Origin of the sequence: Lewinella sp. JB7, from assembly GCF_024297185.1 — a bacterium.
In the GTDB taxonomy this organism is placed as follows: domain Bacteria; phylum Bacteroidota; class Bacteroidia; order Chitinophagales; family Saprospiraceae; genus Neolewinella.
Genome location: NZ_JANCTD010000012.1, coordinates 20,581 through 42,868 on the forward strand (window position 1 = coordinate 20,581; position 22,288 = coordinate 42,868).

20 protein-coding genes are annotated in these 22,288 nt (G+C 59.8%); 11 read left to right on the forward strand and 9 right to left on the reverse strand.

From position 1 onward, the window contains the following. Window positions 1–18 precede the first annotated feature (18 nt). A complete protein-coding gene (locus NMA52_RS17465; RefSeq protein ID WP_254828996.1) occupies window positions 19–987 on the forward strand; it encodes a threonine/serine dehydratase in 969 nt (322 codons plus the stop codon). A 56-nt stretch (window positions 988–1,043) separates the two neighbouring features. Beyond that, on the forward strand, window positions 1,044–1,565 hold the full coding sequence (gene ribH, locus NMA52_RS17470) for a 6,7-dimethyl-8-ribityllumazine synthase (RefSeq protein WP_254828997.1): 522 nt from the start codon (window positions 1,044–1,046) through the stop codon (window positions 1,563–1,565). Here ribH and xseA read toward each other — a convergent pair. Then, entirely contained in the window at window positions 1,562–2,791 is a 1,230-nt protein-coding gene (xseA, locus tag NMA52_RS17475; protein ID WP_254828998.1) for an exodeoxyribonuclease VII large subunit, read from the reverse strand. The genes ribH and xseA overlap by 4 nt on opposite strands. An 81-nt stretch (window positions 2,792–2,872) precedes the next feature. On the opposite strand from xseA, the gene rlmF reads away from it, so the two are divergent. Further along, window positions 2,873–3,709, forward strand: coding sequence for a 23S rRNA (adenine(1618)-N(6))-methyltransferase RlmF (gene rlmF / locus NMA52_RS17480; protein WP_254828999.1), 837 nt, complete (start codon window positions 2,873–2,875; stop codon window positions 3,707–3,709). Here the strand turns inward: rlmF and NMA52_RS17485 are convergent. Beyond that, window positions 3,703–4,365 (reverse strand): YggS family pyridoxal phosphate-dependent enzyme, encoded by a 663-nt coding sequence (locus tag NMA52_RS17485; RefSeq protein ID WP_254829000.1) that lies wholly within the window; start codon window positions 4,363–4,365, stop codon window positions 3,703–3,705. The two genes, rlmF and NMA52_RS17485, sit on opposite strands and share 7 nt — an antisense overlap. A gap of 199 nt (window positions 4,366–4,564) precedes the next feature. On the opposite strand from NMA52_RS17485, the gene NMA52_RS17490 reads away from it, so the two are divergent. Then, window positions 4,565–4,744 (forward strand): hypothetical protein, encoded by a 180-nt coding sequence (locus tag NMA52_RS17490; RefSeq protein ID WP_254829001.1) that lies wholly within the window; start codon window positions 4,565–4,567, stop codon window positions 4,742–4,744. Window positions 4,745–4,804: 60 nt separating this feature from the next. On the opposite strand, the gene NMA52_RS17495 is transcribed toward NMA52_RS17490, so the two are convergent. Beyond that, window positions 4,805–5,386: an FKBP-type peptidyl-prolyl cis-trans isomerase gene (locus NMA52_RS17495; protein ID WP_254829002.1), complete on the reverse strand. Its 582-nt coding sequence runs from the start codon at window positions 5,384–5,386 to the stop codon at window positions 4,805–4,807. Window positions 5,387–5,454: 68 nt separating this feature from the next. Further along, window positions 5,455–6,048, reverse strand: coding sequence for a peptide-methionine (S)-S-oxide reductase MsrA (msrA, locus tag NMA52_RS17500; RefSeq protein ID WP_254829003.1), 594 nt, complete (start codon window positions 6,046–6,048; stop codon window positions 5,455–5,457). Window positions 6,049–6,093: 45 nt separating this feature from the next. Between msrA and NMA52_RS17505 the strand changes: the two genes are divergently transcribed. Beyond that, on the forward strand, window positions 6,094–8,964 hold the full coding sequence (locus NMA52_RS17505; RefSeq protein ID WP_254829004.1) for an Npt1/Npt2 family nucleotide transporter: 2,871 nt from the start codon (window positions 6,094–6,096) through the stop codon (window positions 8,962–8,964). Window positions 8,965–8,987: 23 nt separating this feature from the next. After that, a complete protein-coding gene (argS, locus tag NMA52_RS17510; protein ID WP_254829005.1) occupies window positions 8,988–10,835 on the forward strand; it encodes an arginine--tRNA ligase in 1,848 nt (615 codons plus the stop codon). A gap of 1,114 nt (window positions 10,836–11,949) precedes the next feature. Here the strand turns inward: argS and NMA52_RS17515 are convergent. The 4 genes from NMA52_RS17515 to NMA52_RS17530 are packed head-to-tail and all read right to left on the reverse strand — an operon-like array spanning window position 11,950 to window position 15,125. Next, window positions 11,950–12,744 (reverse strand): Fpg/Nei family DNA glycosylase, encoded by a 795-nt coding sequence (locus tag NMA52_RS17515; RefSeq protein ID WP_254829006.1) that lies wholly within the window; start codon window positions 12,742–12,744, stop codon window positions 11,950–11,952. Window positions 12,745–12,795: 51 nt separating this feature from the next. Further along, window positions 12,796–13,692 carry a hypothetical protein gene (locus tag NMA52_RS17520; RefSeq protein ID WP_254829007.1) on the reverse strand — a complete coding sequence of 299 codons (897 nt, stop codon included), beginning with the start codon at window positions 13,690–13,692 and terminating at the stop codon, window positions 12,796–12,798. 3 nt (window positions 13,693–13,695) lie between these two features. After that, a complete protein-coding gene (locus NMA52_RS17525; RefSeq protein WP_254829008.1) occupies window positions 13,696–14,121 on the reverse strand; it encodes a UPF0158 family protein in 426 nt (141 codons plus the stop codon). Next, the gene (locus NMA52_RS17530; protein ID WP_254829009.1) at window positions 14,118–15,125 is read right to left on the reverse strand and encodes an SMP-30/gluconolactonase/LRE family protein; all 1,008 of its coding nucleotides are present in this window, start codon (window positions 15,123–15,125) and stop codon (window positions 14,118–14,120) included. Before NMA52_RS17530 ends, NMA52_RS17525 begins: the two co-directional genes overlap by 4 nt. A gap of 169 nt (window positions 15,126–15,294) precedes the next feature. Between NMA52_RS17530 and NMA52_RS17535 the strand changes: the two genes are divergently transcribed. The 5 genes from NMA52_RS17535 to NMA52_RS17555 are packed head-to-tail and all read left to right on the forward strand — an operon-like array spanning window position 15,295 to window position 21,403. Beyond that, window positions 15,295–17,097 carry a sodium:solute symporter gene (locus NMA52_RS17535; protein ID WP_254829010.1) on the forward strand — a complete coding sequence of 601 codons (1,803 nt, stop codon included), beginning with the start codon at window positions 15,295–15,297 and terminating at the stop codon, window positions 17,095–17,097. Window positions 17,098–17,128: 31 nt separating this feature from the next. After that, complete coding sequence (locus NMA52_RS17540; protein ID WP_254829011.1) at window positions 17,129–17,890, forward strand: PPK2 family polyphosphate kinase; 762 nt, start codon at window positions 17,129–17,131, stop codon at window positions 17,888–17,890. Further along, the gene (locus NMA52_RS17545; RefSeq protein ID WP_254829012.1) at window positions 17,887–19,161 is read left to right on the forward strand and encodes a peptidoglycan-binding protein; all 1,275 of its coding nucleotides are present in this window, start codon (window positions 17,887–17,889) and stop codon (window positions 19,159–19,161) included. The genes NMA52_RS17540 and NMA52_RS17545 overlap by 4 nt, the downstream gene beginning before the upstream one ends. 16 nt (window positions 19,162–19,177) lie before the next feature. Continuing rightward, a complete protein-coding gene (locus NMA52_RS17550) occupies window positions 19,178–19,561 on the forward strand; it encodes a hypothetical protein (protein WP_254829013.1) in 384 nt (127 codons plus the stop codon). 6 nt (window positions 19,562–19,567) lie between these two features. Then, window positions 19,568–21,403 carry a hypothetical protein gene (locus NMA52_RS17555; RefSeq protein WP_254829014.1) on the forward strand — a complete coding sequence of 612 codons (1,836 nt, stop codon included), beginning with the start codon at window positions 19,568–19,570 and terminating at the stop codon, window positions 21,401–21,403. On the opposite strand, the gene accD is transcribed toward NMA52_RS17555, so the two are convergent. Then, the gene (gene accD, locus NMA52_RS17560; protein ID WP_254829015.1) at window positions 21,400–22,257 is read right to left on the reverse strand and encodes an acetyl-CoA carboxylase, carboxyltransferase subunit beta; all 858 of its coding nucleotides are present in this window, start codon (window positions 22,255–22,257) and stop codon (window positions 21,400–21,402) included. The two genes, NMA52_RS17555 and accD, sit on opposite strands and share 4 nt — an antisense overlap. Window positions 22,258–22,288 lie beyond the last annotated feature (31 nt).

Sequence of the window (22,288 nt, forward strand, 5' to 3'; positions counted from 1 at the left end):
ATTCACTTAGCCCGTACCATGCTCCAACTACCTCCGCTCCACGTCGTCCCTAACCAGGCCGACCTGCTGGCCACCCACGAAGCTATCCACCCCTTCGTGCACCGCACCCCGGTCCTGACTAACCGGAGCATCGACGCGATGACCGGCGCACGCCTGTACTTCAAGTGCGAAAATTTTCAGCGGATCGGGGCCTTCAAGATGCGGGGAGGCGCCAGCGCCGCGTTGCGATTCACCCCGGCGCAGCGCGAACGGGGACTCGCGACCCACAGCAGCGGCAACCACGCCCAGGCCGTTGCCCGCGCGGCACAGGAACTAGGGGTGCCGGCCTACATCGTGATGCCCCACGATGCGCCCCGGGTCAAGATCGCGGCCGTGGAGGGCTACGGTGCCACTATATTCTACTGCAACAACACCCCCCGCGAACGCCAGCAGGCCCTGGACTCCGTCGTGGAGCGCACCGGAGCGGCCTTCATTCATCCTTTCGATGACTACGGAGTGATCGCCGGACAGGCCACCGCCGCCATGGAGCTTATCGAGGATACGAGCGCGGTGCTGGATTACATTCTCACGCCGGTCGGGGGAGGCGGACTGCTGGCGGGAACGGCCCTGGCGGCGCGTTACTTCAGCGTAAAGGCGGAAGTATTCGGCACGGAGCCGGAAGCCGTCGACGATGCCGCGAGAAGTCTGCGGAGCGGGCGGATCGAACTGAACGAAACGAACATAACGGTGGCCGACGGGCTGCGGACCAACCTGGGGGAACGGACCTTCGCCGTCATTCACCGCTACGTACCCCGTATTTACCTCGTCTCGGAACGGGAGATCGTGGCCGCCATGCGCCTGATCTGGGAGCGGATGAAAATCATTGTAGAACCCAGTTGCGCGGTTCCCCTGGCGGCGGTGCTTCGCTACCCGGAGGTATTTGCGGACAAGGAGGTCGGAATTATTCTGACCGGCGGTAACGTCGACGTGGACAAACTTCCCTTTTAGCCGGCGGCAAACCCTTTCCTCCGAATCGGTGTATTCACCCCAAATCTGTACAAACTATGGCCTCCGCCCGCAAAAACCTAAGTACCTACGACGACAGCACTCTTCCGGATGCCGGGCCGATGACGTTCGGCGTGATCGTTGCGGACTGGAACGAAGACATCACCCACGCCCTGTACGAGGGGTGTTACGAAACGCTCGTTAAGCACGGAGCTAAAGAAACGAACATCCACACCGTCCAGGTGCCGGGCACCTTCGAGCTTCCGGCCGCGGCGCGCATCCTGGCCGGCCGCGAAAAGCTGGACGCCATCATCTGTCTGGGCTGCGTGATCAAGGGAGAAACCAAGCACGACGAGTACATCAACAATGCTGTGAGTCAGGGACTGGTGAACCTGAGCATCGCCACCGGCAAGCCCTGCATTTTCGGCGTGCTTACGCCCAATACCCACCAACAGGCTCTCGACCGGGCGGGCGGCAAGCATGGAAACAAGGGCGTGGAGGCCGCCGTGACCGGGATCCGGATGGCCGATTTGTACCGCAACAGCAAAGTGGGTAAGAAATCGATCGGATTCGGGAATTAATCTTCCTTCCTGAGCGTAAGCTTACCACGTGGTAGTCGCACCTCCACCGGCCCCTTACTTACATCTTCGGGGTCAAGGACGAGTCGACCGTTCTGGCTCACCAGCGCGTAGCCCCGGGCCAGGGTGGTTTCCGGGCGCAGGGCTTCCAGTAATGCTTCGTGGTGGGTCAAGCGCACCCCCGCGGCGGTGATCGCCCTACGGGCCGCGGCGTGCGTTTCTCGTTCGTAGTCGGCGAGGCGCAGGTGCGCGGTCGTCAGTGTGGCAGTGGTGGTTTGGTGAAGACCGGCGTGTAGGCGGTCCACCCGATTTGCTTCCTGGTTTATCCGATGTTCGGTAGCGGTCGTGATTGCCCGGCCCAGATGAAGCAGGTGAGCTTCCGTGTACAGTAGCCGCTCGATGAGGTAAACGGCCACGGCCGTCGGTGTCTTCAGGCTGCGGTGAACGACCCGGTCGAGAACGGTATCGTCGATCTCGTGTCCGATGCCGGCCAGGACCGGCAGGGGGGCATCCGCTACGGCCCGACAAAGGCTCTCGTCGTCGAAGGCCGCCAGATCCGTTTTACCGCCCCCGCCCCGCACGATGGCAATGGCGTCGTATTCCTCCCGCCGGCGACCGATCTGGCGGAGCCGCGCGGTCACCTCCTCCACGGTTTGTTGGCCCTGCATCGCGGATGAGTAGAGCTCCGTGCGAAAAACGAAACCGTAAGGATTATGCCGGAGCTGTCGGTCGAAGTCGGCCCACCCGGCGGCCGTGTCGGCGCTGATGACGGCCAGGCGGAGGGGGAGATCCGGGATGGGCCGGTCGGCGTTGCGGCCGAGGAGCCCGTCGCGGTGCAGGGATTCCAGCGTGGCCTGCCGACGGCGCTCCAGACTACCGACGGTGTGCGCCGGGTCGATGTCCTCGACAACCAGTTTCAGTCCGAACCGCTCGTGGAAGGATGCCGTGACCCGGAGGCGAACGGACATTCCCGTTTGCAGCAGACCGTTAATGATGCGTGCGGAGTGTTCCTTCCGCACCTTTTTAAGCACGCCCGCCCACAGGACGGCGTCGACTTGGGCGGCAATCTCTTCCGATGCTTCCGCTTTCTCGACCAGGGTGAGCCAGACGTGCCCCCGCGATTCACTCACCTGAGCCAGTTCGGCGGACACCCATACCGCCTCCGGAAGATTGAGGGCGAAAACGCGCCGGATGAAGGCCGCGAGTTGCGATAGGGGGAGGGTATCCATGCGCGCCAAAATAGTCATGTTCGCCGTATGGCAGGCTCGTGCCGTCCCGCGCGACTACCCGGTGGTTACATTTGCGCTGCTATGCACCCCAAGAACCGCTATCGGGAACCCCATGATTTCGTGGCCCTCCGCGCCCTCGAACCCGAGCTGGACTCCTACTTCATCACGACCCCCGACGGGCGCACGTCGCTCGACTTCAGTCAGCCACGAGCCGTGTATCTGCTTAACCGTACATTATTGCTCCGCGACTACGGACTTAAACACTGGGATATTCCCCAAGAAAATCTGACTCCGCCGATCCCCGGCAGACTGGATTACATCCACGCGCTCCACGAACTGCATCCGGTAACTAACCGGGTTCTTGACATCGGGACGGGCGCGAGCCTGATCTATCCGATTTTGGGGGTGGGGGAGTACGGGTGGTCGTTCGTGGGGACGGACATCAGCGCCCGCAGCGTGAAGGTCGCGCGGGCACTGATCAAGTTTAATCCGGTTCTGAAAAAGGTGGAGGTGCGTGAGCAGTCGGATCCCGGGCGCGTATTCGCCGGAGTGATCGGAGATGAAGAGCGCTTTGACGTCACCATGTGTAATCCGCCCTTCTTTACCAACCGGCAGGAGGCCCGCAAAGCCGCCGGTAAGAAGTGGGCAAAGCTGGATCGAGCGGATGGAGGGCTGAGTTTCGGTGGTGCGGACGAAGAACTCTGGACTCCCGGAGGCGAACCCCGGTTCCTGCGAACTATGGTCGAGGAGAGTGTCGACTTCGCCGGTCGGGTTGGGTGGTTTACGACGCTGGTGTCGAAAGGCGGCTACCTGAAACCGGCTGTCGGTCATCTCGCACGCGTGGGGGCGAGGGAATGGAAGACGCTGCCGCTGGCGCAGGGCAATAAGCGGTCGCGCCTGCTGGCCTGGCGCTACTGACGTTCGCCGAGCAGTAGACTGCCGATCCGGATCAGCGTGCTGCCCTGATCGAGCGCCAGGCGGTAATCGCCCGACATGCCCATACTGATTTCCGAAAACTTCGGGTCGTCCTCGAAGTACCGGTCTTTGAGGTCCGAGAAGATCTCGTGCAGGGTGCGGAATTCTTCGGCAACCTGATCCTGATCGTCGGTGTAGGTGGCCATACCCATGACGCCCAGGATGCGGACGTTGCGCAGCGGCTCCCGGGCTACGTCGTTGAGTAGATCCCGCCCGCTTTCCGGCGTAAGGCCGTACTTGCTTTCTTCGCGTGCGATGTGGTACTGCAGCAGAACGTCAACACTGTTGCCGGCGGCCCGTTTGTCGAGTTCCCGCAATAATTTGAGACTGTCGCCGGAGTGAATGAGGTGGGCGATCGGAGCCACCGTTTTAGCCTTTTTACTCTGCAGGTGACCGATGAAGTGCCAGTTGATGTCCTGCGGCAGAGCGGCCTGCTTCTCGACCAGTTCGGACACGCGATTCTCGCCGAAATCCCGGTGACCGAGATCGTATAGTTCGCGGATCCGCTCGACGGGGTGGGTCTTGGTGACGGCCACCAGGCGCGCGCCGGAAGCCGCGATTTCCCGACTCAGGGTAACGTAGGTATCGCTCAGGGACATGTGTTAAATTTTCTAAGCAAGCCGGGGGAGTGGCAAAAAGTTCATCCCCGCCCCATTCGTACCGCTTTCTCGAAAACCGCCCCCGCACCGTAATCCGACGTCCCGGGGTATCACCAATTTGCGGTGACGAGCGCGGTAACGCATATGATCTTCAGTATATTAAGCGTTAAATCAGCAAGACCTTAATTTCGCACCGAATATGAGCTATATCACCATTAAGAATGATCGCAAGCGTCGCCGGCAGGCTAGAGTCGTAACGTTTGTCGTCACGGTAACCATGTTAAGCGCCGCCGCCTACGGGATGGGGGCCACGCAGGAACTCGCCGAGTTTTTCCAGCAGATGATCTCGACGGCACCGCCGGTCGAACCCGTAGCCTAAAAATGGAGCAGGCCCTCCGGGGATCCGGAAGGCCTGCTCGACTGCCGTACGTTGGCACGTTTACTTGACCTCGAATAATTCGACGTCGAAGATCAGTGCGGCGTATGGCGGGATCGTGGGGGGCGACCCCTGGGGGCCGTAGGCCAGATCGTAGGGAATGTAGAAGCGGTACTTCGCACCCTCCTTCATCAATTGTACGCCCTCGGTCCAGCCGGGTATGACCCGGTTCAGCGGAAACTCGATGGTTTCCCCACGCTCGACGGAGCTATCAAATACTTTTCCGTCGATCAGCGTACCGTGGTAGTGTACGCGTACCGTTTCGGTGGCCGTGGGGCTGGCGCCCGAACCCTCCTTCAGAACTTCGTACTGCAGGCCGGAATCCGTGACCTGAACCTCCGGACGCTTGGCGTTTTCTGCCAGGAAAGCTTCGCCCTCCTTGCGAGCCTCGGCTCCTGCGCTCGCCGCCGCTTTTTGCAGATGCTGCTGGATGTACTGATTAGCTTGTTCCGGGGTGACTTTCGCCGTACCGTTCAGACCCTCTTCAAAACCCTTCGCCAGGCTGGAGGCATCGACGCTGTCGAAACCCTGCTGCTTCAGGTTCTGGCTCAGCACGATGCCGAGACTGTAACTGGTGGTATCCATGATGGATGAATTTTGCGCCGCGGCCGCGGCGTTAAAAAGGAGTAATACAAGCAAGCTCGCTAACAGTTTCATGCGCGGGATTTAAGGCGGTGACTGTACTTCTTGCGGATCTTGCTGACCTTGGGGGTGATGACGAAGCTGCAGTAGCTGTTGCGGTCACCTACCTTGTTGTAGTAGTCCTGGTGGTAAGCTTCCGCCGGATAGAAGGACTGAAAGGGTATGAGTTCGGTGACGGCGGCCTTACCGTATAGGTCGGGCACGAGCTCGTCCATCAGTTCCTGGGCGGCGTCTTTTTGCTCGTCGCTGGTGTAAAAGACGGCGCTGCGGTACTGGGGCCCGACGTCATTGCCCTGGCGATTGGGGGTAGTGGGGTCGTGGGCGGCAAAGAATATTTCCAGTATTTCCTTCCGGTCGATGACTTCCGGGTCGAATTCAAGCAGGATCACCTCGACGTGGTCGGTTCGTTTGGTGCAGACGGCTTCGTAATTGGCCGTTTCCGCCGTTCCGCCCGCGTATCCACTGACGACGCTTTCGACGCCCTCGATGTCGAGAAAGACGGCTTCCACGCACCAGAAGCATCCGCCACCGAGAATAATGGTTTCTTTGCGGGGGGTGTTATTCACCTGAGTGACCACTTCGCCGAATTGGGGGGAGGTTGACATAAGTATTGGTTTAGGTATTATAAGTGTAGACGTTAACACCTACCTATGCAGCAGGTTCTGAGCAAGCTATTTCGTGCCCGCCCGGGGGAGTGGGGGGCCGTGCTCTTGCTCCAACTGCTGGTTTTCATCATCATCTGCACGCTGCTGATCGTAAAACCCACGGCCAGCGCGCTGTTCCTGTCGGAGTACGGAGCGGTAGGACTCCCGTATATCTTCCTGGCCACGGCCCTGTTGGCGGCGGTCGTCAGCACCGGATATTCCGCCGCGCTCAGGCGGTATAATTTGCTGCAAGTCAGTGTGGTATCTCTGGTGGTTTGTTTGTTTATTTTGCTGGGCTGTGCCGCGTTTATGCGCTTGCCGCCGGCCCGGCCGACGGTGGCGATCATCCTGTACCTCTGGACCGCGATCTTCGGGGTCCTGGCCGCTTCCCAATTCTGGATGATGGCCAGTTTCGTATTTGACGTACGACAGGCAAAACGACTCTTCGGTCTTATCGGAGCCGGGGCTATCGCGGGCGGGATCACCGGGGGCTACATCACCACGCTGTTGGCCCGGGAGATCGGTGCGCGGAACCTGATCTTTTTGGCCGCCTCCCTGCTGGTCCCGTGTCTCATGTTGACAGCCTTCGTGTGGCGGCGCTACGTCGCGAAGCGTAAGAGCGTCATCAGCCGGAAGCGAAAATCAAATACGGACAACAAGCCGCCCCACCGCCTGATTTTGGGCAGCCGCCACCTGTTATTGCTGTGCGGAATCGTGGCCCTGAGCGTAACGGTCGCCAAGCTGGTGGATTATCAGTTCAGCGTACTGGCCGCGGAGCGCTACGGGGATCAGGACCGTCTGGCCGCCTTCTTCGGTTTCTGGTATTCCACTTTCAACATCGTGGCGCTAGGCATACAATTGGTGCTAACGCATCGAGTGGTCCAGGGCCTGGGGGTGAGCGGGGCACTGCTGCTGCACCCGGTGGGACTGGGGCTGGGCGCCGCGGTCATGCTGTTCATGCCCGGACTGAATGCCGCCATCATCAGTCGTTCGGTGGACGGTAGCCTGAAGCAGAGTCTAAGCCGGGCGAGCGTGGAGATGCTGTTCCTTCCCCTCGACGAGGAAACGAAGAAAAAGGTCAAGACTTACATCGACGTGTTTGTCGACAGTTTGGCGGGTGGACTCGGTGGATTACTGCTGATCGCACTCACGCAGATGCTTGGCGTATCCGCTCCGGCAATTAGCTGGTTCGTGCTCCTGCTGGTGGCGGGTTGGATGGTGAGCGTGATTATGATCCGGGAAGAATACATCGAGGCCTTCCGCGCCCAGTTGTCCCACCTCAAGCCGAAGGAGCACCGTAGCCGCCTGAAGAGTCACCACCGGAAAGTGATGGCGGGCTTCCTGCAGGTGCTGGAGGAGGGGCAGATGAGCACCCACGAAAAACAGCTTCTGTACGTACTGGAGCGGACGGATGACCTGAGCAGCGAATCGTTCCGGGAGCCCGTGCGGAGACTGCTGTCTCACCCGTCGGCAAACGTCCGCTCCCGCGCTCTGCGGAGCCTGTATCTGCAGCCCGGCATCGAACTGATCGACGAGGTGCTGCCGCTGCTGCGTGATCCCGACAGGCTGGTTCGCTCGGCGGCCTTCGACTACCTGTTCTCCCGGCCGAAGGAGGTGGGTACCGAAACCCTCGTCGCTCATCTGGAGGATCCCGACCCCGATATTGCGGGTGCCGCCCTGGTCAGCCTGGCGACCGAGATGGCGGGTAACGACTACGGGCAGCGACAGTGGAAAGTGAGTCAGCGCCTGCGCCGCCATATACGCCGCCTACCCAACTACCCGGAAGAGGAGCGCACCAAATGGTACCATTACCTGCTCAAGGCGTCCGGACGGTCCAATACGGCTACCGGACGGGCCTTCATTCAGCGGGCTCTGCTGGAGGAGGATGAAACGATTCTGCGCTACGCCATTCTGGCGGCCGGGGAAAGTCTGCACGAAAATTTGATCGTACCCCTGCTGCACCTCATTACGGTGCCAACCATGCGTCCGTTGGTGATCAATGCGCTGGTGCAGTATCAGGGGGGGCTGTTATCGGTGGTGCCCGGTCTTATTGCATCCAAGGAACTCTCGCTGGAGGAAGTCCGCCGTCTACCTTCGGTCCTGGAAAAGATCGACCGGCAGCAAACGGTGGACATTCTCTTTTCCTTCATCGAGCGTTGGTTTCCGCACGACCTGCCGCTCCGCATGGAGGTCCTGCGAGCCCTGAACGCCGTACGCCGGGATTTTCCCAAGCGCGGTATGCCCGCCAAGGTGATCTACCGACTCATCGTAGCCGAAGCCCGCACGTTCGAATCCCAGCAGCAACAACTCAACGTTCAGTACGTGCTGTTGCGCTACACCCGGGGAGAAGACGAACTGGCCTACCGGGAAGCCTACGCGAATCTGCTCCGGCAGCGCATGAACGGCACCTTTAACCGCATGTTTCGGTTACTGGGGCTGCGGTATCCGCCGGCCGACATCATCCCGGTGCATCTGGCCCTGAACAGCGACACCACCTCGATCCAGGTGAGCGGGATCGAGTTTCTCGACAACCTGCTCGAACTATCCCTGAAGCGTCTCATCATTCCACTGCTGGATCACCGGCAGCGACAGATCAGCGGGCAGCAGGTGGAGTTCCTGGCCCCGGCGGATAACGTTAGCAGCCTGCGGCGACGGGAGTTTAAGTCGCTGCGGCGCAACCTCCGCGGGCGCGATCACCAACTTAAACTGGCTTCCCTGCGTCTGATGTCGACGCTCGGTGACGCCCAGTACATTCCCGTGCTGGCGCACTACGTCGATGATCCGACGACCTCTCCTAAAGTAAGGGCGGTGGCACAGGAGGCGCTCGAGCACCTGCGGGTTTCCCTAACGGACACGGAGGTAGGAAACGTCCCGTAAAGCATCCTATCTTTGCCGGTCTTATGACGCAACAGCTTCCCGAAAAATTAACTTCCGGTGTGCTCGCCGGCCTGGAAACCCTCTACGGCATCAATGCCGAGGATAAAGACGTAACCCTGCAGTCTACCCGCCGGGAATTCGACGGTGAGTTCACGGTCGTCACCTTCCCCTTGACCCGGCTGGCCCGCAAAAAGCCCGAGCAGATCGGAGCCGAACTCGGCGAGTACCTGAAGGAAACCTTGCCGGAAGTAAGCGACTATAATGTAATCAAGGGATTCCTGAATCTGGTGATCGCCGACCGGTTCTGGATCCAATTTCTCCTAAATACCGCCGCCGCGGATACCTTTGGGATCGCCGAAAAAACGGACGAACGGGTAGTCGTTGAATTCTCGAGTCCGAATACCAATAAGCCGCTGCACCTCGGTCACGTGCGCAATATTTTGCTGGGGTGGTCGACGGCCCAGTTGCTCACGGCGGCCGGCTTTGACGTCAAGAAAGTACAGATCATCAACGACCGGGGGATCGCGATCTGTAAGTCGATGCTTGCCTGGCAACGCTTCGGTGACGGGGCAACGCCGCAGTCGACCGGTACCAAACCCGATCACTTCGTCGGGGAATACTACGTCCAGTTCGAGCAACGCTTTCAGGAGGAATACCGCGCCTGGCAACAAACCCCCGCCGCCGCGGCCATACGCAGTAACGATCCGAAGCAGCGCGACGCGGAGGAGTTTTGGAAATCCTACAAGAACACCTACTTCAATACGCACAGCGAACTGGGCGCCGCCGCCAAGGAGATGCTTCTCAAGTGGGAGGACGGGGACCCCGAGACCGTGGCGCTATGGAATAAAATGAACGGCTGGGTGTACGAAGGTTTCGAGGAAACGTACCGCCGGCTGGGGGTAAGCTTCGATAAGCTTTACTACGAGTCACAAACCTACCTGCTCGGTAAGGATATGGTGGAGGCCGGACTGGAAAAGGGAGCTTTCTACCGCAAGGAAGATGGTTCGGTATTCGCCGATCTCTCCGATGCCAAACTGGATCAGAAAGCCATCCTCCGCAGCGATGGTACCAGCCTGTACATCACCCAGGACCTGGGCACCGCCCGCCTTCGCTACGATGATTTCGGGGCGAAGCGAATGGTCTATACCGTAGCCGATGAGCAGAATTACCACTTTCAGGTCCTGTTCGAACTCCTGAAGCGACTGGAAGAGCCCTACGCGGACGGACTATTCCACCTTAGCTATGGCATGGTGGACTTACCGACGGGACGCATGAAGAGCCGCGAAGGGACGGTAGTCGATGCCGACGACCTGATGGATGAGGTCATTCAGGAGGCCTACCAGTCCAGCCTGGAACGCGAGGCCACCAGCGAGCTCAGTGAAGAAGAGCGCCGGGAAATCATTCGCAAAGTCGGAATGGCCGCGCTGAAGTTTCAGATCATCAAGGTGGGCCCCCAGAAGCGTATGACCTTCGACCCGAAGGAAAGCGTGGACCTCCAGGGACAGACCGGACCGTACGTGCAAAACGCCTACGTGCGTACCCGGGCCGTGTGGCGTAAGGCCGGTGACCGTGACCTTTCCGCAGCCGCCGAATACACCCAACTCGAACCCGCCGAGCGGGAACTGATCAGTCATCTTTACGCATATCCTACGCTCCTGCGCGACGCCGCCCAGCAGTACGACCCTTCCGTGGTAGCTATGTACTGCTACGAACTCGCCAAGCACCTCCACAAATTCTGGCACGACGTCAGCATCCTGAATGCGGACTCCGAGGCCGCCATCGCCTTCCGGCTCAGTCTCTGCCGCGCCGTTGGCAACGTGCTGAAGTCGGGAATGAATATTCTGGGCATTGAGATGCCGGAGAGGATGTAGGGGAGGGGGTATTAGGCGGTTAGGCTGTTAGTCGTTTAGGGGGTAGTTGGTAATGTGGTAGTCGGTAATTTGGTACGTGGTAGTAAGCGGGCGGGGGCTGGTAGAATGTGGGGGGTAGTTGTTTAGGCTGTTAGTCGTTTAGAGGGTAGTTGGTAGTGTGGTAGTCGGTAATTTGGTACATGGTAGTTAGCGGGCGGGGGCTGGTAGAATGTGGGGGGTAGTCGTTTGGCTGTTAGTCATTTAGGGGGTAGTTGGTAGTGTGGTAGTTGGTAGTTTGGTACGTGGTAGTAAGCAGGGCGGGGGCTGGTAGAATGTGGGGGTAGTCGTTTAGGCTGTTAGTCATTTAGGGGGTAGTTGGTAATGTGGTACTTGGTCCTGAGCGGGCGCGGATTCATAGCAGGTTGCGGGTAGCCAGTCAGTAATATGGTAGTCGGTAGCTGGTAGTAAGTAGAGCGAGGGCTGGTAGTATTTGGTGGATAGTCGTATTGGCTGTGAGCAGGTGATGTGGTAGTCGGTAATGTGGTACTTGGTCCTGAGCGGGCGCGGATTCATAGCAGGTTGCGGGTAGCCAGTCAGTAATGTAGTAGTCGGTAGCTGGTAGTAAGTAGGGCGAGGGCTGGTAGTATCTGGCGGATAGTCATTTAGGCTGGAAGAAGGTGCTGAATTGGAACGTTCTCCGAGCCGGGTAGTGTGCTAGCTAGTTCTTTGGCAAGATTAGACCCCGAGCTGAGTCGACAACTTTCACTTGCACTATGCAGCGATCAAGCAGAAGATTAGCTGTCCTGCTGCTTGCTGTAGTCACTTCTGCCTAAGTGATAAATGTGGCGAGCGAAGCCCTAAAGGAAAGAGGCACTTTGGGTACGCTGACCGAAAAAATTGAGAAGCAGATCAACCCGTGCGGAATTTTCCCTCGTCTCCGAGCAGTACTTCGAACCTGGCAACGGCGAGTCGGTCAACGTGAATCGGACCGGGACAGCAGCTAGTCCGATAGCCGGTAACCAAACTACCACACTACCACACTACCACACTACCACACTACCACACTACCAAAAACAAGCTAAACCACCTACCAGCGAGCCCCGCGAGCGGACTAACAGACTAATAGACTAACAGACTAACCCACCTCCTCCTGCCACCCCTCCACGTAGTACGTCGTCCGCCCGGCCACTTTGGTGATCTTGACCACTCCGACGCCCTCCGGTCCCGGTTTTCCTTCCTCCCGCCACACGTGCCAGAACCAGTTTTCGGGATAGTTCTTGTAGTACGGCGCGTTCTCCGTCCCGTAGGTCATTACCGCCACGGTTTCGGCGTGCAGGGTTAACAGTTGATCGTCCGATAGGGCGCTGATGCGGGATGCGGGGTGAATGCGCGTGCGGTAGCAAATTTCATCCGCGTAGAGATTGCCGACGCCGGCAAGGATTGATTGGTTGAGCAAGACCCCCTTGACGCTGGTTTTTCGTCCCCTTACGGAGTCAAGCCAGGTTTCCCGGGTGATGTCGAGCGCATCGGGGCCGAGTTTTATCTCCCGGATGTAGGCGTCCCGATCATGGAGGTAGAGAATGCGGGCAAACTTACGCGGATCGTCGAATCCCAGAATATTTCCGTCGGCAAAGTGCAGGGCGAACCGTTCGTACTTATGACGATCCACGGCGTCCTGGTACAGGTGAAGGTCGCCCGTCATGCCGAAGTGAAGGAGCAGCGCATGGCCGTTGTCAAGATCGGCGAAGAGGTACTTTCCCCTGCGTAGGCTGCCCGTGATCCGCCGTCCGGTAAGTGCATCGGTGAAGGCGGGGCCGGACAGGTTGCGGATGATGTAGTCGTCGTGCACGCGCACGTCCGCGATCGTCTGTCCCGTCGCCGCGGCGTCGAAGTAAAGTTTGAAATTGTGGACTTCCGGTAACTCGGGCATTCTTCCAGCGCTTTAGGGGGCACAACGGCGGGAAGGCCGGCGGGTTGCGACTTAGCGCAGACCAAACAACCGCTCTTCGATGATCCAGTAACCCTCGTTGTAGGCACCGAACTTGGCGAAAAAAGCGCCTACTCCGGGAAGCTCGGATCCTTCGAAGTCAAATACGGCTCCCGCGGTCCCCGCCCGCTCCCGCATCACGAGAGCCAGCAGACGACTCATACCCCGCCGCTTGCGCCCCAGAGGAGTAGAGGCGGCCGCCAAATTGATGGTACGCCCCCCGAGTTCCGGATAAAAACCTACGGCGAGCAACTCTTGATTCTCGTAAAGCGCGTAGGAGGAACCATATCCCCGGTCCGTTGCGGTAGCGATCAACTTCTCCAACACGGTAAAGTGAGCGGACCGTAGGCCATCCCGGCCGGCCAGTTCCCGGCGGGACACCGCGACCAAGTCTGCCGGAGTAATGGGTACGAGTCTGTCGCTTTCGCACTTCCGCAAGTACGCCTGGAGCTTTCTGGGAAAAGCATTTGCCAATTCGGTGAACGGCCGCTCGAGTCCGAGTACGTAGTTGACCCGCCGCCGTCGGGAGAATCGCTCCGGGATGGCACGTTCGGGCAGGTCGGGCCGCAGCGGGAGCGCTAGTTGAAAGGAGCGGGGAATGGCATCCAGTAGGGCACGGACGATATCCGGATCCCCGGAGCCGAAGGGACCAAGCTGCTGAGTGTAGGCAGGGCGCAGGATGGCCGGCAGGAATCCAAACCGGTGCAGACGGGGCAGGGGAAGCACGGCGAGGTAATCACCATAGACCAGGCCGTCCCAGCACCCGTCGGTTACCGTGTCGAGCCACCAGCTCAGCGCGTAAGGTAGGGGGCGGGCGTCGTTGGTGACGGTGTGGTCCCAGCGGAGGTTGTCTATGCGGTCGCGCCGCAGAAGGCGTACGGGCGGCGGCAAGGCTTACTGGGCTTCCTCCTGCAACCTGCCGCGTACGTACTCGGAGTACCGTTGCTGACGGAACTGCCGCCACCGCTCGTAGTTTTTAGGGAAGCGCCCGAGTTCCGCCTTAAAATTCTGGAAGGGATTCGGCCGCTTGAGGGCGTAACTGAGTGCCTGCCACAGTTCTTGGTTGCGTACCCGGTCGGTGAAGGCGGCCATGACCTTAATGGCTTCCGGAGCCGTCATACGCTCGATGTGGATGTAGGCGTCGGGGTCGATACTGACGTCCTGCATCACCGCTTCGAAGACTTCGGGATCGGCCCGGACGTTGCGTTCCGGGTCGTCGGCGATGAGCATCCGGCCGTGTTCGCGGTGGACGTACACTTCCATGCCCCGGCGTATGGCGGTAGCCGCTTCGTTAATATCGTGATCGTTCAGTTGGATCATAAATTATTCAATTTTACACGTACGAGCCGGTCATCGTTGGTGAGGTAAAGCCAATCCTCCCCCGGGGAGAGTTCGACGTTCGAAACGGGCCGGTCGCTGCGCACCTTACTGAGCAACGTGCCGTCCGGGCGAATCACCCATACACCACCCGGACTGGTGGCATAGATACGGCCATCCCGCGCAACGGCCAGGCCATCCGGGGATCCGGGGACCGTACCCGCCAGTTCGGTCGCGTCGATGAGCGTACGGGCTTCCCCGAGCGTGAAGTCAGCGTCCAGGATGGGCGTAGCCGTCACCACTGCCCGCTGACCGTCGGAATTGCCGATGTAAAGTGTATTACCGTCCGGGCTCAGTCCGATACCGTTCGGCCGGCTGTACGCTTTGGTGAGCAGGGTCACCCGCCCGCGGGGATCGATGCGAAATACGCCGCAGTAATCCAGTTCGCGTTCGGCATCGTCGGGCAGTCCGTAGGGGGGATCGGTGAAGAGGATGCTGCCGTCGGCGGCTACTACCAGATCGTTGGGGGAATTAAAGCGCTTGCCCTCGTAGCGGTCGGCCAGGCTACGGAAACGGGGCCGGGGATCGTCCAGGGGCGCTTCCATCAGGGCCACGCGCCGGTTTCCGTGCTGACAGAGGAGCAATTGACCGGCGGCGTTCAGGGCCAGTCCGTTGCTGCCGGGTTCCCGGCTGTAGGCGTTATCGGTGGTTCCCGAGGCGGATAGCCACACGCGGCTGGTATCGCCGGTCCACTGTACAATATGGTTACGCGGTACGTCGGAGCAAATAACCTCACCGTTCGGTAGTACCAGCGGGCCTTCGGACCAGTCCATGCCCCCGAAGAGGACCTCAATCACGGGTTCGTCCCCGAACAGAGCCCGGGTGGCGGCGGCATCAAAGGCTTCGATACGCAGGGAAGCGGGGGCGGGCTCAAGGGTTTCCGGGAGCGCCTTCGTCCGGCAGCCAACACTCAGTACTAACACCAGAAGGGGCAGGAGTCTGCTCATGCCGCAAAATTAGGGAAAATTTCGGGCGGGAACGCGGGAGCCGAAGTAATTGGGAAAGCCATGCGTACGGACGGGCAGTGGGGGCGGGCGGCGCGGGAGCCGGCCAATTAGGTTTTGCTTATACTTACGTGACCTCACGCGTGGCAATCTTTACTAGTGCGATCCTTGCATGGAAACATTTGAACTCACCGCCCTCGATCTGACGGTCATGGGGGTGTATGCCATATTTATCATTGGGTACGGACTGTATTCCGCCCGGGCGCAGTCTTCGGAAGAATACTTTCTGGCCGGCCGCAACATGACCTGGCCGATCGTCGGTATTTCCCTGTTCGCGGCGAATATATCGAGCTCGACGCTGGTGGGCCTGGCCGGAGATGCGGCAAAGACCAATACTCAAGTATTTAACTACGAATGGCTGGCCTCGGTAGTGCTCGTATTCTTCGCCATCTTTTTTCTCCCGTTCTATCTACGGTCAAAGGTGTATACGATGCCGGAGTTCCTGGAACGGCGCTACGACGTGCGCTCCCGCTATTACTTTAGTTTCGTGACCATCGTGGGTAATGTCTTGATCGACACGGCGGCCGGCCTATACGTGGGTACCGTGGTGCTCAAGCTGTTATTTCCGGGACTGAATACCTTCACCATCGTATCTATCCTGGCTATTGCCGCGGCGGCCTATACGGTTCCGGGAGGGTTGAACTCGGTGATTCAAACGGAGGTTATCCAGGCCATTTTGCTCATCATCGGCAGTTGTTTCATCACCTACTACGCCTTCGACGAGGTAGGGGGCTGGAATGAAATGATCGCGCAGCTAAACGCCCTGGGCGCCGCCGGTGAACTTCCCAACATCAACGACATCAATCCGGAAGCTTCCGGGGTCATCGAGGGGGTAGCGACCACCACGATTCCGCCGTCCGAACGGGTGTACGAAACGACCTACTATACCCCCGGCAATGCGGAGGAAATACTGAGCCTGGTGCGACCGGCCGACGATCGCTTCATGCCCTGGACGGGTCTGCTGCTCGGAGCCCCCATCCTGGGCTTCTACTTCTGGGCTAATAACCAGTTCATGGTACAGCGGGTACTCGGGGCCAAAAACCTCGATCACGGTCGCTGGGGAGCCCTCTTCGCCGGCCTGCTCAAACTCCCGGTACTGTTCATTATGGTGCTGCCGGGTACCCTGGCCATCATTCTGTTCAAGGATTTCGACATTGCCAGTCTCGCCTACGAGCTTCCCGACGGAGGGACCTGTCAGAATCTGGTGGACTGTCCCAATGCGACCTATCCCCTGTTGCTCTTTACGCTGCTGCCCAAGGGGATACTGGGCCTGGTGCTGGCCGGCCTGCTGGCGGCCATGATGTCTTCGGTAAGCGCTACCTTCAACTCGGCCTCGACACTGATCACGATGGACTTCGCGGTTAAGCTCAAGCCGGACCTGACGAGCAAGCAGCTGGTCCGCATCGGACAGATCTCGACGCTGGCCCTCGTGATTCTCGCCTGCCTATGGGCTCCCCAGATCGAGAAGGCGAAATCCCTCTGGGAGTACCTTCAGATCGTGCTGAGCTTCATCGCCCCACCGGTAGCGGCGGCCTTCATCGTGGGCATGTTCTACCGGCGCGCGAACGGTCACGGAGCGTTTTACAGCCTGATCTTCGGAGCGATCGTGTCGGTGGTGTACGTAATAATGAGTGTCATGGTAGCCCGCGGCGCGATGGAATCGAACGCCTTTCTGGAGATCCACTTTTTGCACCGGACTTTTTACCTGTTCGTGGCCTGTGCGCTCACCAACATCGCGGTGAGCCTTCTGACGGAGCCCCCGCCCGCGGAAAAGGTCGCCAACTACACCTGGAACAGCGGTATTATCGCCGCGGAAACCCGTGAACTTGCGGACGTGATATGGTATAAGAACTATCGCTACCAGGCTTTGATCTTACTAATCCTCACCTTTATCCTGGTTGGCTACTTCTGGTAGCGAGGACCGGTGACCGCCTACAATCCATTCCATGAATACGATCGATCTAAGTAAAATACCCACCCGCGCTCCGGAAGATCTCGACAAGAACGAGGCCAAGGAGATTACCCGCCGTCGGGCCGAGCGGATCGCCGAACTGCACCGACTCCTGGTGGCCGAGCGGCAGCACGCCGTCCTCATCATTCTGCAGGGAATGGATGCCAGTGGGAAGGACGGGGCCATGCGCAACGTATTCGGGGCGTGTTCGCCCTTCGGGCTACGCGCGGTACCCTGGAAGAAACCCACGGAGCTGGAGTTTGACCACGATTTCCTCTGGCGCATCCATAAGGAAGTACCGGCGAAGGGGGAAATGGTGATCTTCAACCGCAGTCACTACGAAGACGTGCTCATTCAACGCGTGCACGGTTGGATCACCGAGGAGCAAGTCAACCGTCGCATGGAGAGCATCAACGCCTTCGAGCGGCTGCTGGCCTACGACAATAATACGCTGATCCTGAAATTCTACCTGCACATCAGCAAGGAGCAGCAACGGGAGGAGCTGATGGAACGCCTCGAGCAGCCCGACAAATTTTACAAACACAACGATGGCGACTGGAAGGAGCGCGAGCACTGGGACGAGTACCGGGCCGCCTACGAAGACGCCCTGAACCGCAGCGAAATCCCCTGGCACGTCGTAGGCGTGGACCAACGCTGGTTTCGGGACTACGTCATGACCGAAATCATCGTCGATGCCCTGGAGCGGCTGAACATGCAGTGGCCGGCCCTCGTCACCAACATAAAGGGAAAGAAATGAAACTCCTCCGCCTCGGACGTACGGACGATCCGGTGTCGCTGACCGATGCGGAGAAACGGTCGTTCCTGTCACTCTACCATCATCCCGTCGGTTTCCCGGAGGGCGAGCACCGGTTCCGGGACGATAGCCGCAACGAGTGGCGCGACTGGGAAGCGGTACCCGGAAACCGCATCCGGATGCTGACCCAATCCCTGCAAAAATCAGGTTTTATGCCCCATGCCGCCCACGACGGCATCTTCGGCTACGTGACCCAGGCAGCCGTACGCTTGTTTCAGGAGTATGTCCGGACGACCGATCTGCCGGCGGTCACGGACGGTCAGTTTCCTCCCAGTTGGCCGGATGGCGTCGTAGGGGCCGATACCACTTTTCACCTCAAGCGGTGGGAGCGCGAGGATCGCCGTACCCGGTGGTCGGACGAAGAACGCTCCCCGGATCACGACCGGTGGATTCGCTGGTTGCAGGACTGTAAGGCCCACTACCGACAAGCGCCCACGGAAACGATGCGGCACCTGATCGGCGCGGCACGACGGGGGGATTCCCTGGTTCCGGACGCCTGGGAATTCGACCCGGACGAGCCTCATCTGGTCGGACTCCGGTTCGGTGCAACCTCCGGTCTTCCGGCGGGAAGAACACGACCGGTGGATGACCTATTCGTGCTGCTGTTACGGGGCAAAACGTTCTACTTCTGGGGTTCCGTGGATGCCAACCCCCGCCAGGGTCGGGAGGGCTACCTCACGGAGGGTCAGCATCTATATCGCTTCGACTGGCATAACATCAGCCCCAATCGGCGGACGCGCATATACAAGGCCGCGCGCCCGGCCGGTGCCGGCGTCATGGTGATCCGGGATGTCCACGACGACAACGCGCTCACCAGCCGCAACCGGAGGGACGGATTCGATCCCGTGCCAAATCCCACCTTTAACGTGCACTGGAGTGGTCTGGGGATCAGCAACTGGAGCGCCGGATGCCAGGTCATCAGCGGAAGTTCTTATCTCAATGACCGGGACGAGTTCATTGACTGCGGCCCCTTTACCGCCCGTAACGATCGCGAGCGTGGAGGTCGTCGGGTAGCCGGCGGACCCCGCCTGACCATGGGGGCTTACACGCTGCTCAGCGACCTGCTGCTGGTGTATACCAAGCAACAAGAACCCGGAATAAAGCCTATCTTCCGGTACACCTTGCTTCCCGAAGACGCTTGCTCCCGCGTCCCCGGCATACCTTACGACGAACTGCAGGAACGACTACGCCGCCTGCGCGCCACGATAACTTAAATACCACCTTCTTTTTATGGCAGACAACAAATCTTTCGGCGACTTTATTCAGGACATGACCACCCTTGACGTGGTCACCGTGACCGGCAATCTGACCGTGCTGGTCAAGGACGTTGCTACCGGCACCAACGGCAAGGATTCGGACAGTCGCCCCCTTCGTTTCGGCCGCATAATGCGGGAACTGGAGGGAAACATCATGAAGCGGGATTCGAAAATCACGGCCCTGGCCGCGACCCACGTAAGCCTCGACAAGGACACCATATCCTTCGTGAAGGAGAACCTGACGGCCGATGAGGCCATTTACCTCACCTTCCACAACGATACGGTAAAGGCCGCCGGAATCGCCCGGGCGGCCATGGCCGACGGCATCTCGAAGTTACTGCTGGGCAGTAAAAAATAGCGGGAAGTGGGTGCCGAATCCTTCATCGCCACCTGCCGCGAACTCACGGCGCTCGACTTCTCCTCCGGTGTCGCCGACCGGGCTTTAACCCTTACCGAGGTCGTCCTTCCCGACCGCTACGCCATGCCGACGCACGCCGGCCTGCGTCACCCCTCGCCGCACATGCACACGGACGGCCGGAACCGGCGCGGGCAGTGGCACGAAGCGGTGCAGCACCTCACGGATCTGGCCTACCTCACGCCCGGACAATTCGGGGAGTGGCACGCCTGGCGGGAATCCAAGACGCCGCAACCCCCGCCGCTGCTCCTGGGTGCCGTCCTGTCGGCGGTCGGAAAATTCGTGGCGGAGGACGATTACCCGCCGTTCCGGGCGGTGGGCGGTTTCCCTTCCACGTCCAGGAGCGACCAACTTGACTGGACCGAGCAAATGTTGTCCGTACTCGTGCTTCGGGCGGGGGCCTATACGTCCTTCGATGCGGAAATGTCTCCCCGCGCGGATTACCGCATCGGGGAGCATTCGGCGTACGGGAGGAGTCTGGCCTACCGGGTGCGGGTGTTGTTTCACGACTACCTGGACCGTAAATCGACCGCCCGGAAGACGTACTTCGATGACGACCTCGTACCCTACCTGCACAGTTTAGACAACTCCCTGGGGGGAGAATTATCCGCCGTACTTCCCCAGAAGGAAGATCGTCTGATCCACCTTACCGTCCAGGCCCTGCTGCTGGATGCCCAGCTGATCTTCGACAAATTCAGGGAGACGCATCGCTTCCTCCCCCAGAGTCCCCGGCCGTACTTCCTGGTGTACGACCTGGACGATCCGGCAGGCATACCCCTACTTGACGACCGCGATGCGAAGCGACTGGAGCGACTTTCCAAACGGGCCGGGCGGCGACTGGAACGCGAGGAACTTCACCAGGACACCGGAACCAACCGTCTGGGCGTACGGCTGCTGCAAATAGGATTATGGCGGGCCGGAGTTTACCCGGGCACCCTCGACGGCATTTTCGGAAAGCTGAGTCATGACGCCCTTACGGCGCTTGTTCAGCAAGAACGGGAAGCCGGCGGAGGGTTAACGGCCCGACAATTGGACCGGGTGTGCCTGCCGGCCGGCGCGGAGGAGGAGCAGTTGTGGATCGTGGATCTGCGGTTGGCCGGTATACTCCTGGATGCGTACGTGCCGCCCCCCGAAGCGGAGGCCCGGCGGGAGGAAGATCTGATCTGGGAACGTATCCGGCGGGAGGGGCTGGACGAACGGCTGGACGATCAGCTCGACCGGCGGCGGGATGAGTTGCGGCTGCCCTACGGTGACCTGCGCAAACATCCCCACCGGCGGGTCTACTACGGCATCCGCGGGCTGATCCGGGGCGCTTTCCGTGCCATCGGCCGGGTCATCGGCTGGATCGCGGGGGCGGTACGGGCCGTGCTGGGGGCGGTGTTCGATTTCGTGAAGGCAGTCGTCAAACGCATACAGGAAGGCATCGGCATGTTCCTGGAGGGCTTCAGATACCTGGCCCACTATTTACTGGGCCGACCTTTCGTGACCCTCGGCGAGGCGGTCGACGGAAAGCATCCCGTACTGCTGACCCGCTTTGCGGTCGATATGGACGCGGTGACTTTCCTGGACGAATCCTCTTCCGGACAGGATCGACGCACCCACGTAGCTTACCTCAAGCGGATGGGGGAGAGCGTCGACTTTTTTCTGGATTCCGTGGTCGGTATCGTGCGACTGGTGGGAAGCCTGTCCGCACCCGTGGGCTGGGTGCAGCTCGGGGTACTGATCGCCCGGTGGGTACGTGATCAGTTGACCGATGTCCTGTTCCGGGGCCGGGCAATCGTCTAGGCGGGCTTCTGGGCCGACTCGAAGAGGTGGAGTAGGTCGGAGAGGCGTTCCGTCAGGTCGGCGCGATCGACAATAAAGTCCAGAAAGCCGTGCTCCAACAGAAACTCCGAAGTCTGGAATCCTTCCGGAAGTTCCTTCTTGATCGTTTCCTTCACGACCCGCGGGCCGGCGAAGGCGATTAGTGCCTCGGGTTCGGCCAGGTTGATGTCGCCGAGCATCGCGTAGCTGGCGGTTACCCCCCCGGTCGTGGGGTCGGTCATGAGGCTGAAGTAGGGGACACCATCCTTGGCAAGCTGGCTCAGTTTTACGCTGGTCTTCGCCATCTGCATCAGGCTGAAGGCGGCCTCCATCATCCGCGCGCCTCCGGTCTTGGAGATGATGAGCAGGGGAGTGCGGGTCTTGCGGGCTTCGTCGATGGCGAAGGCGATCTTCTCGCCGACGACACTACCCATACTGCCGCCGATGAAGCTGAAGTCCATGGCGGCGACAATGAGGGGGCGCCGGTTGAGCTTCCCGCGGGCTACGCGGATCGCGTCGGAAAGACCGGTCTTCTTCTTGGCCGAGCGTAGGCGATCCTTATAGGACTTCAGGTCCTTGAATTGCAGCACGTCGACGGCTTCCATGTCCGCTTCGTATTCCTCGAAGTTGCCGTCGAAGAGCAGATTGAAGTACTCCTGGGAACCGATGCGCTCGTGGTAATTGCAACTGGGGCACTTGTAAACGTTTTCCCGCAACTCCTTCCGGGTTACGGTCTCACTACACCGGGGGCATTTGTACCAGAGCCCTTCGGGTGCCTCCTTCTTGTTGCGCGTAGCCGTCTGAATCCCGTCCTTAAGTCGTTTAAACCATCCCATGTAAAGCGATTAGAGGCGGTAAAGGTAAACA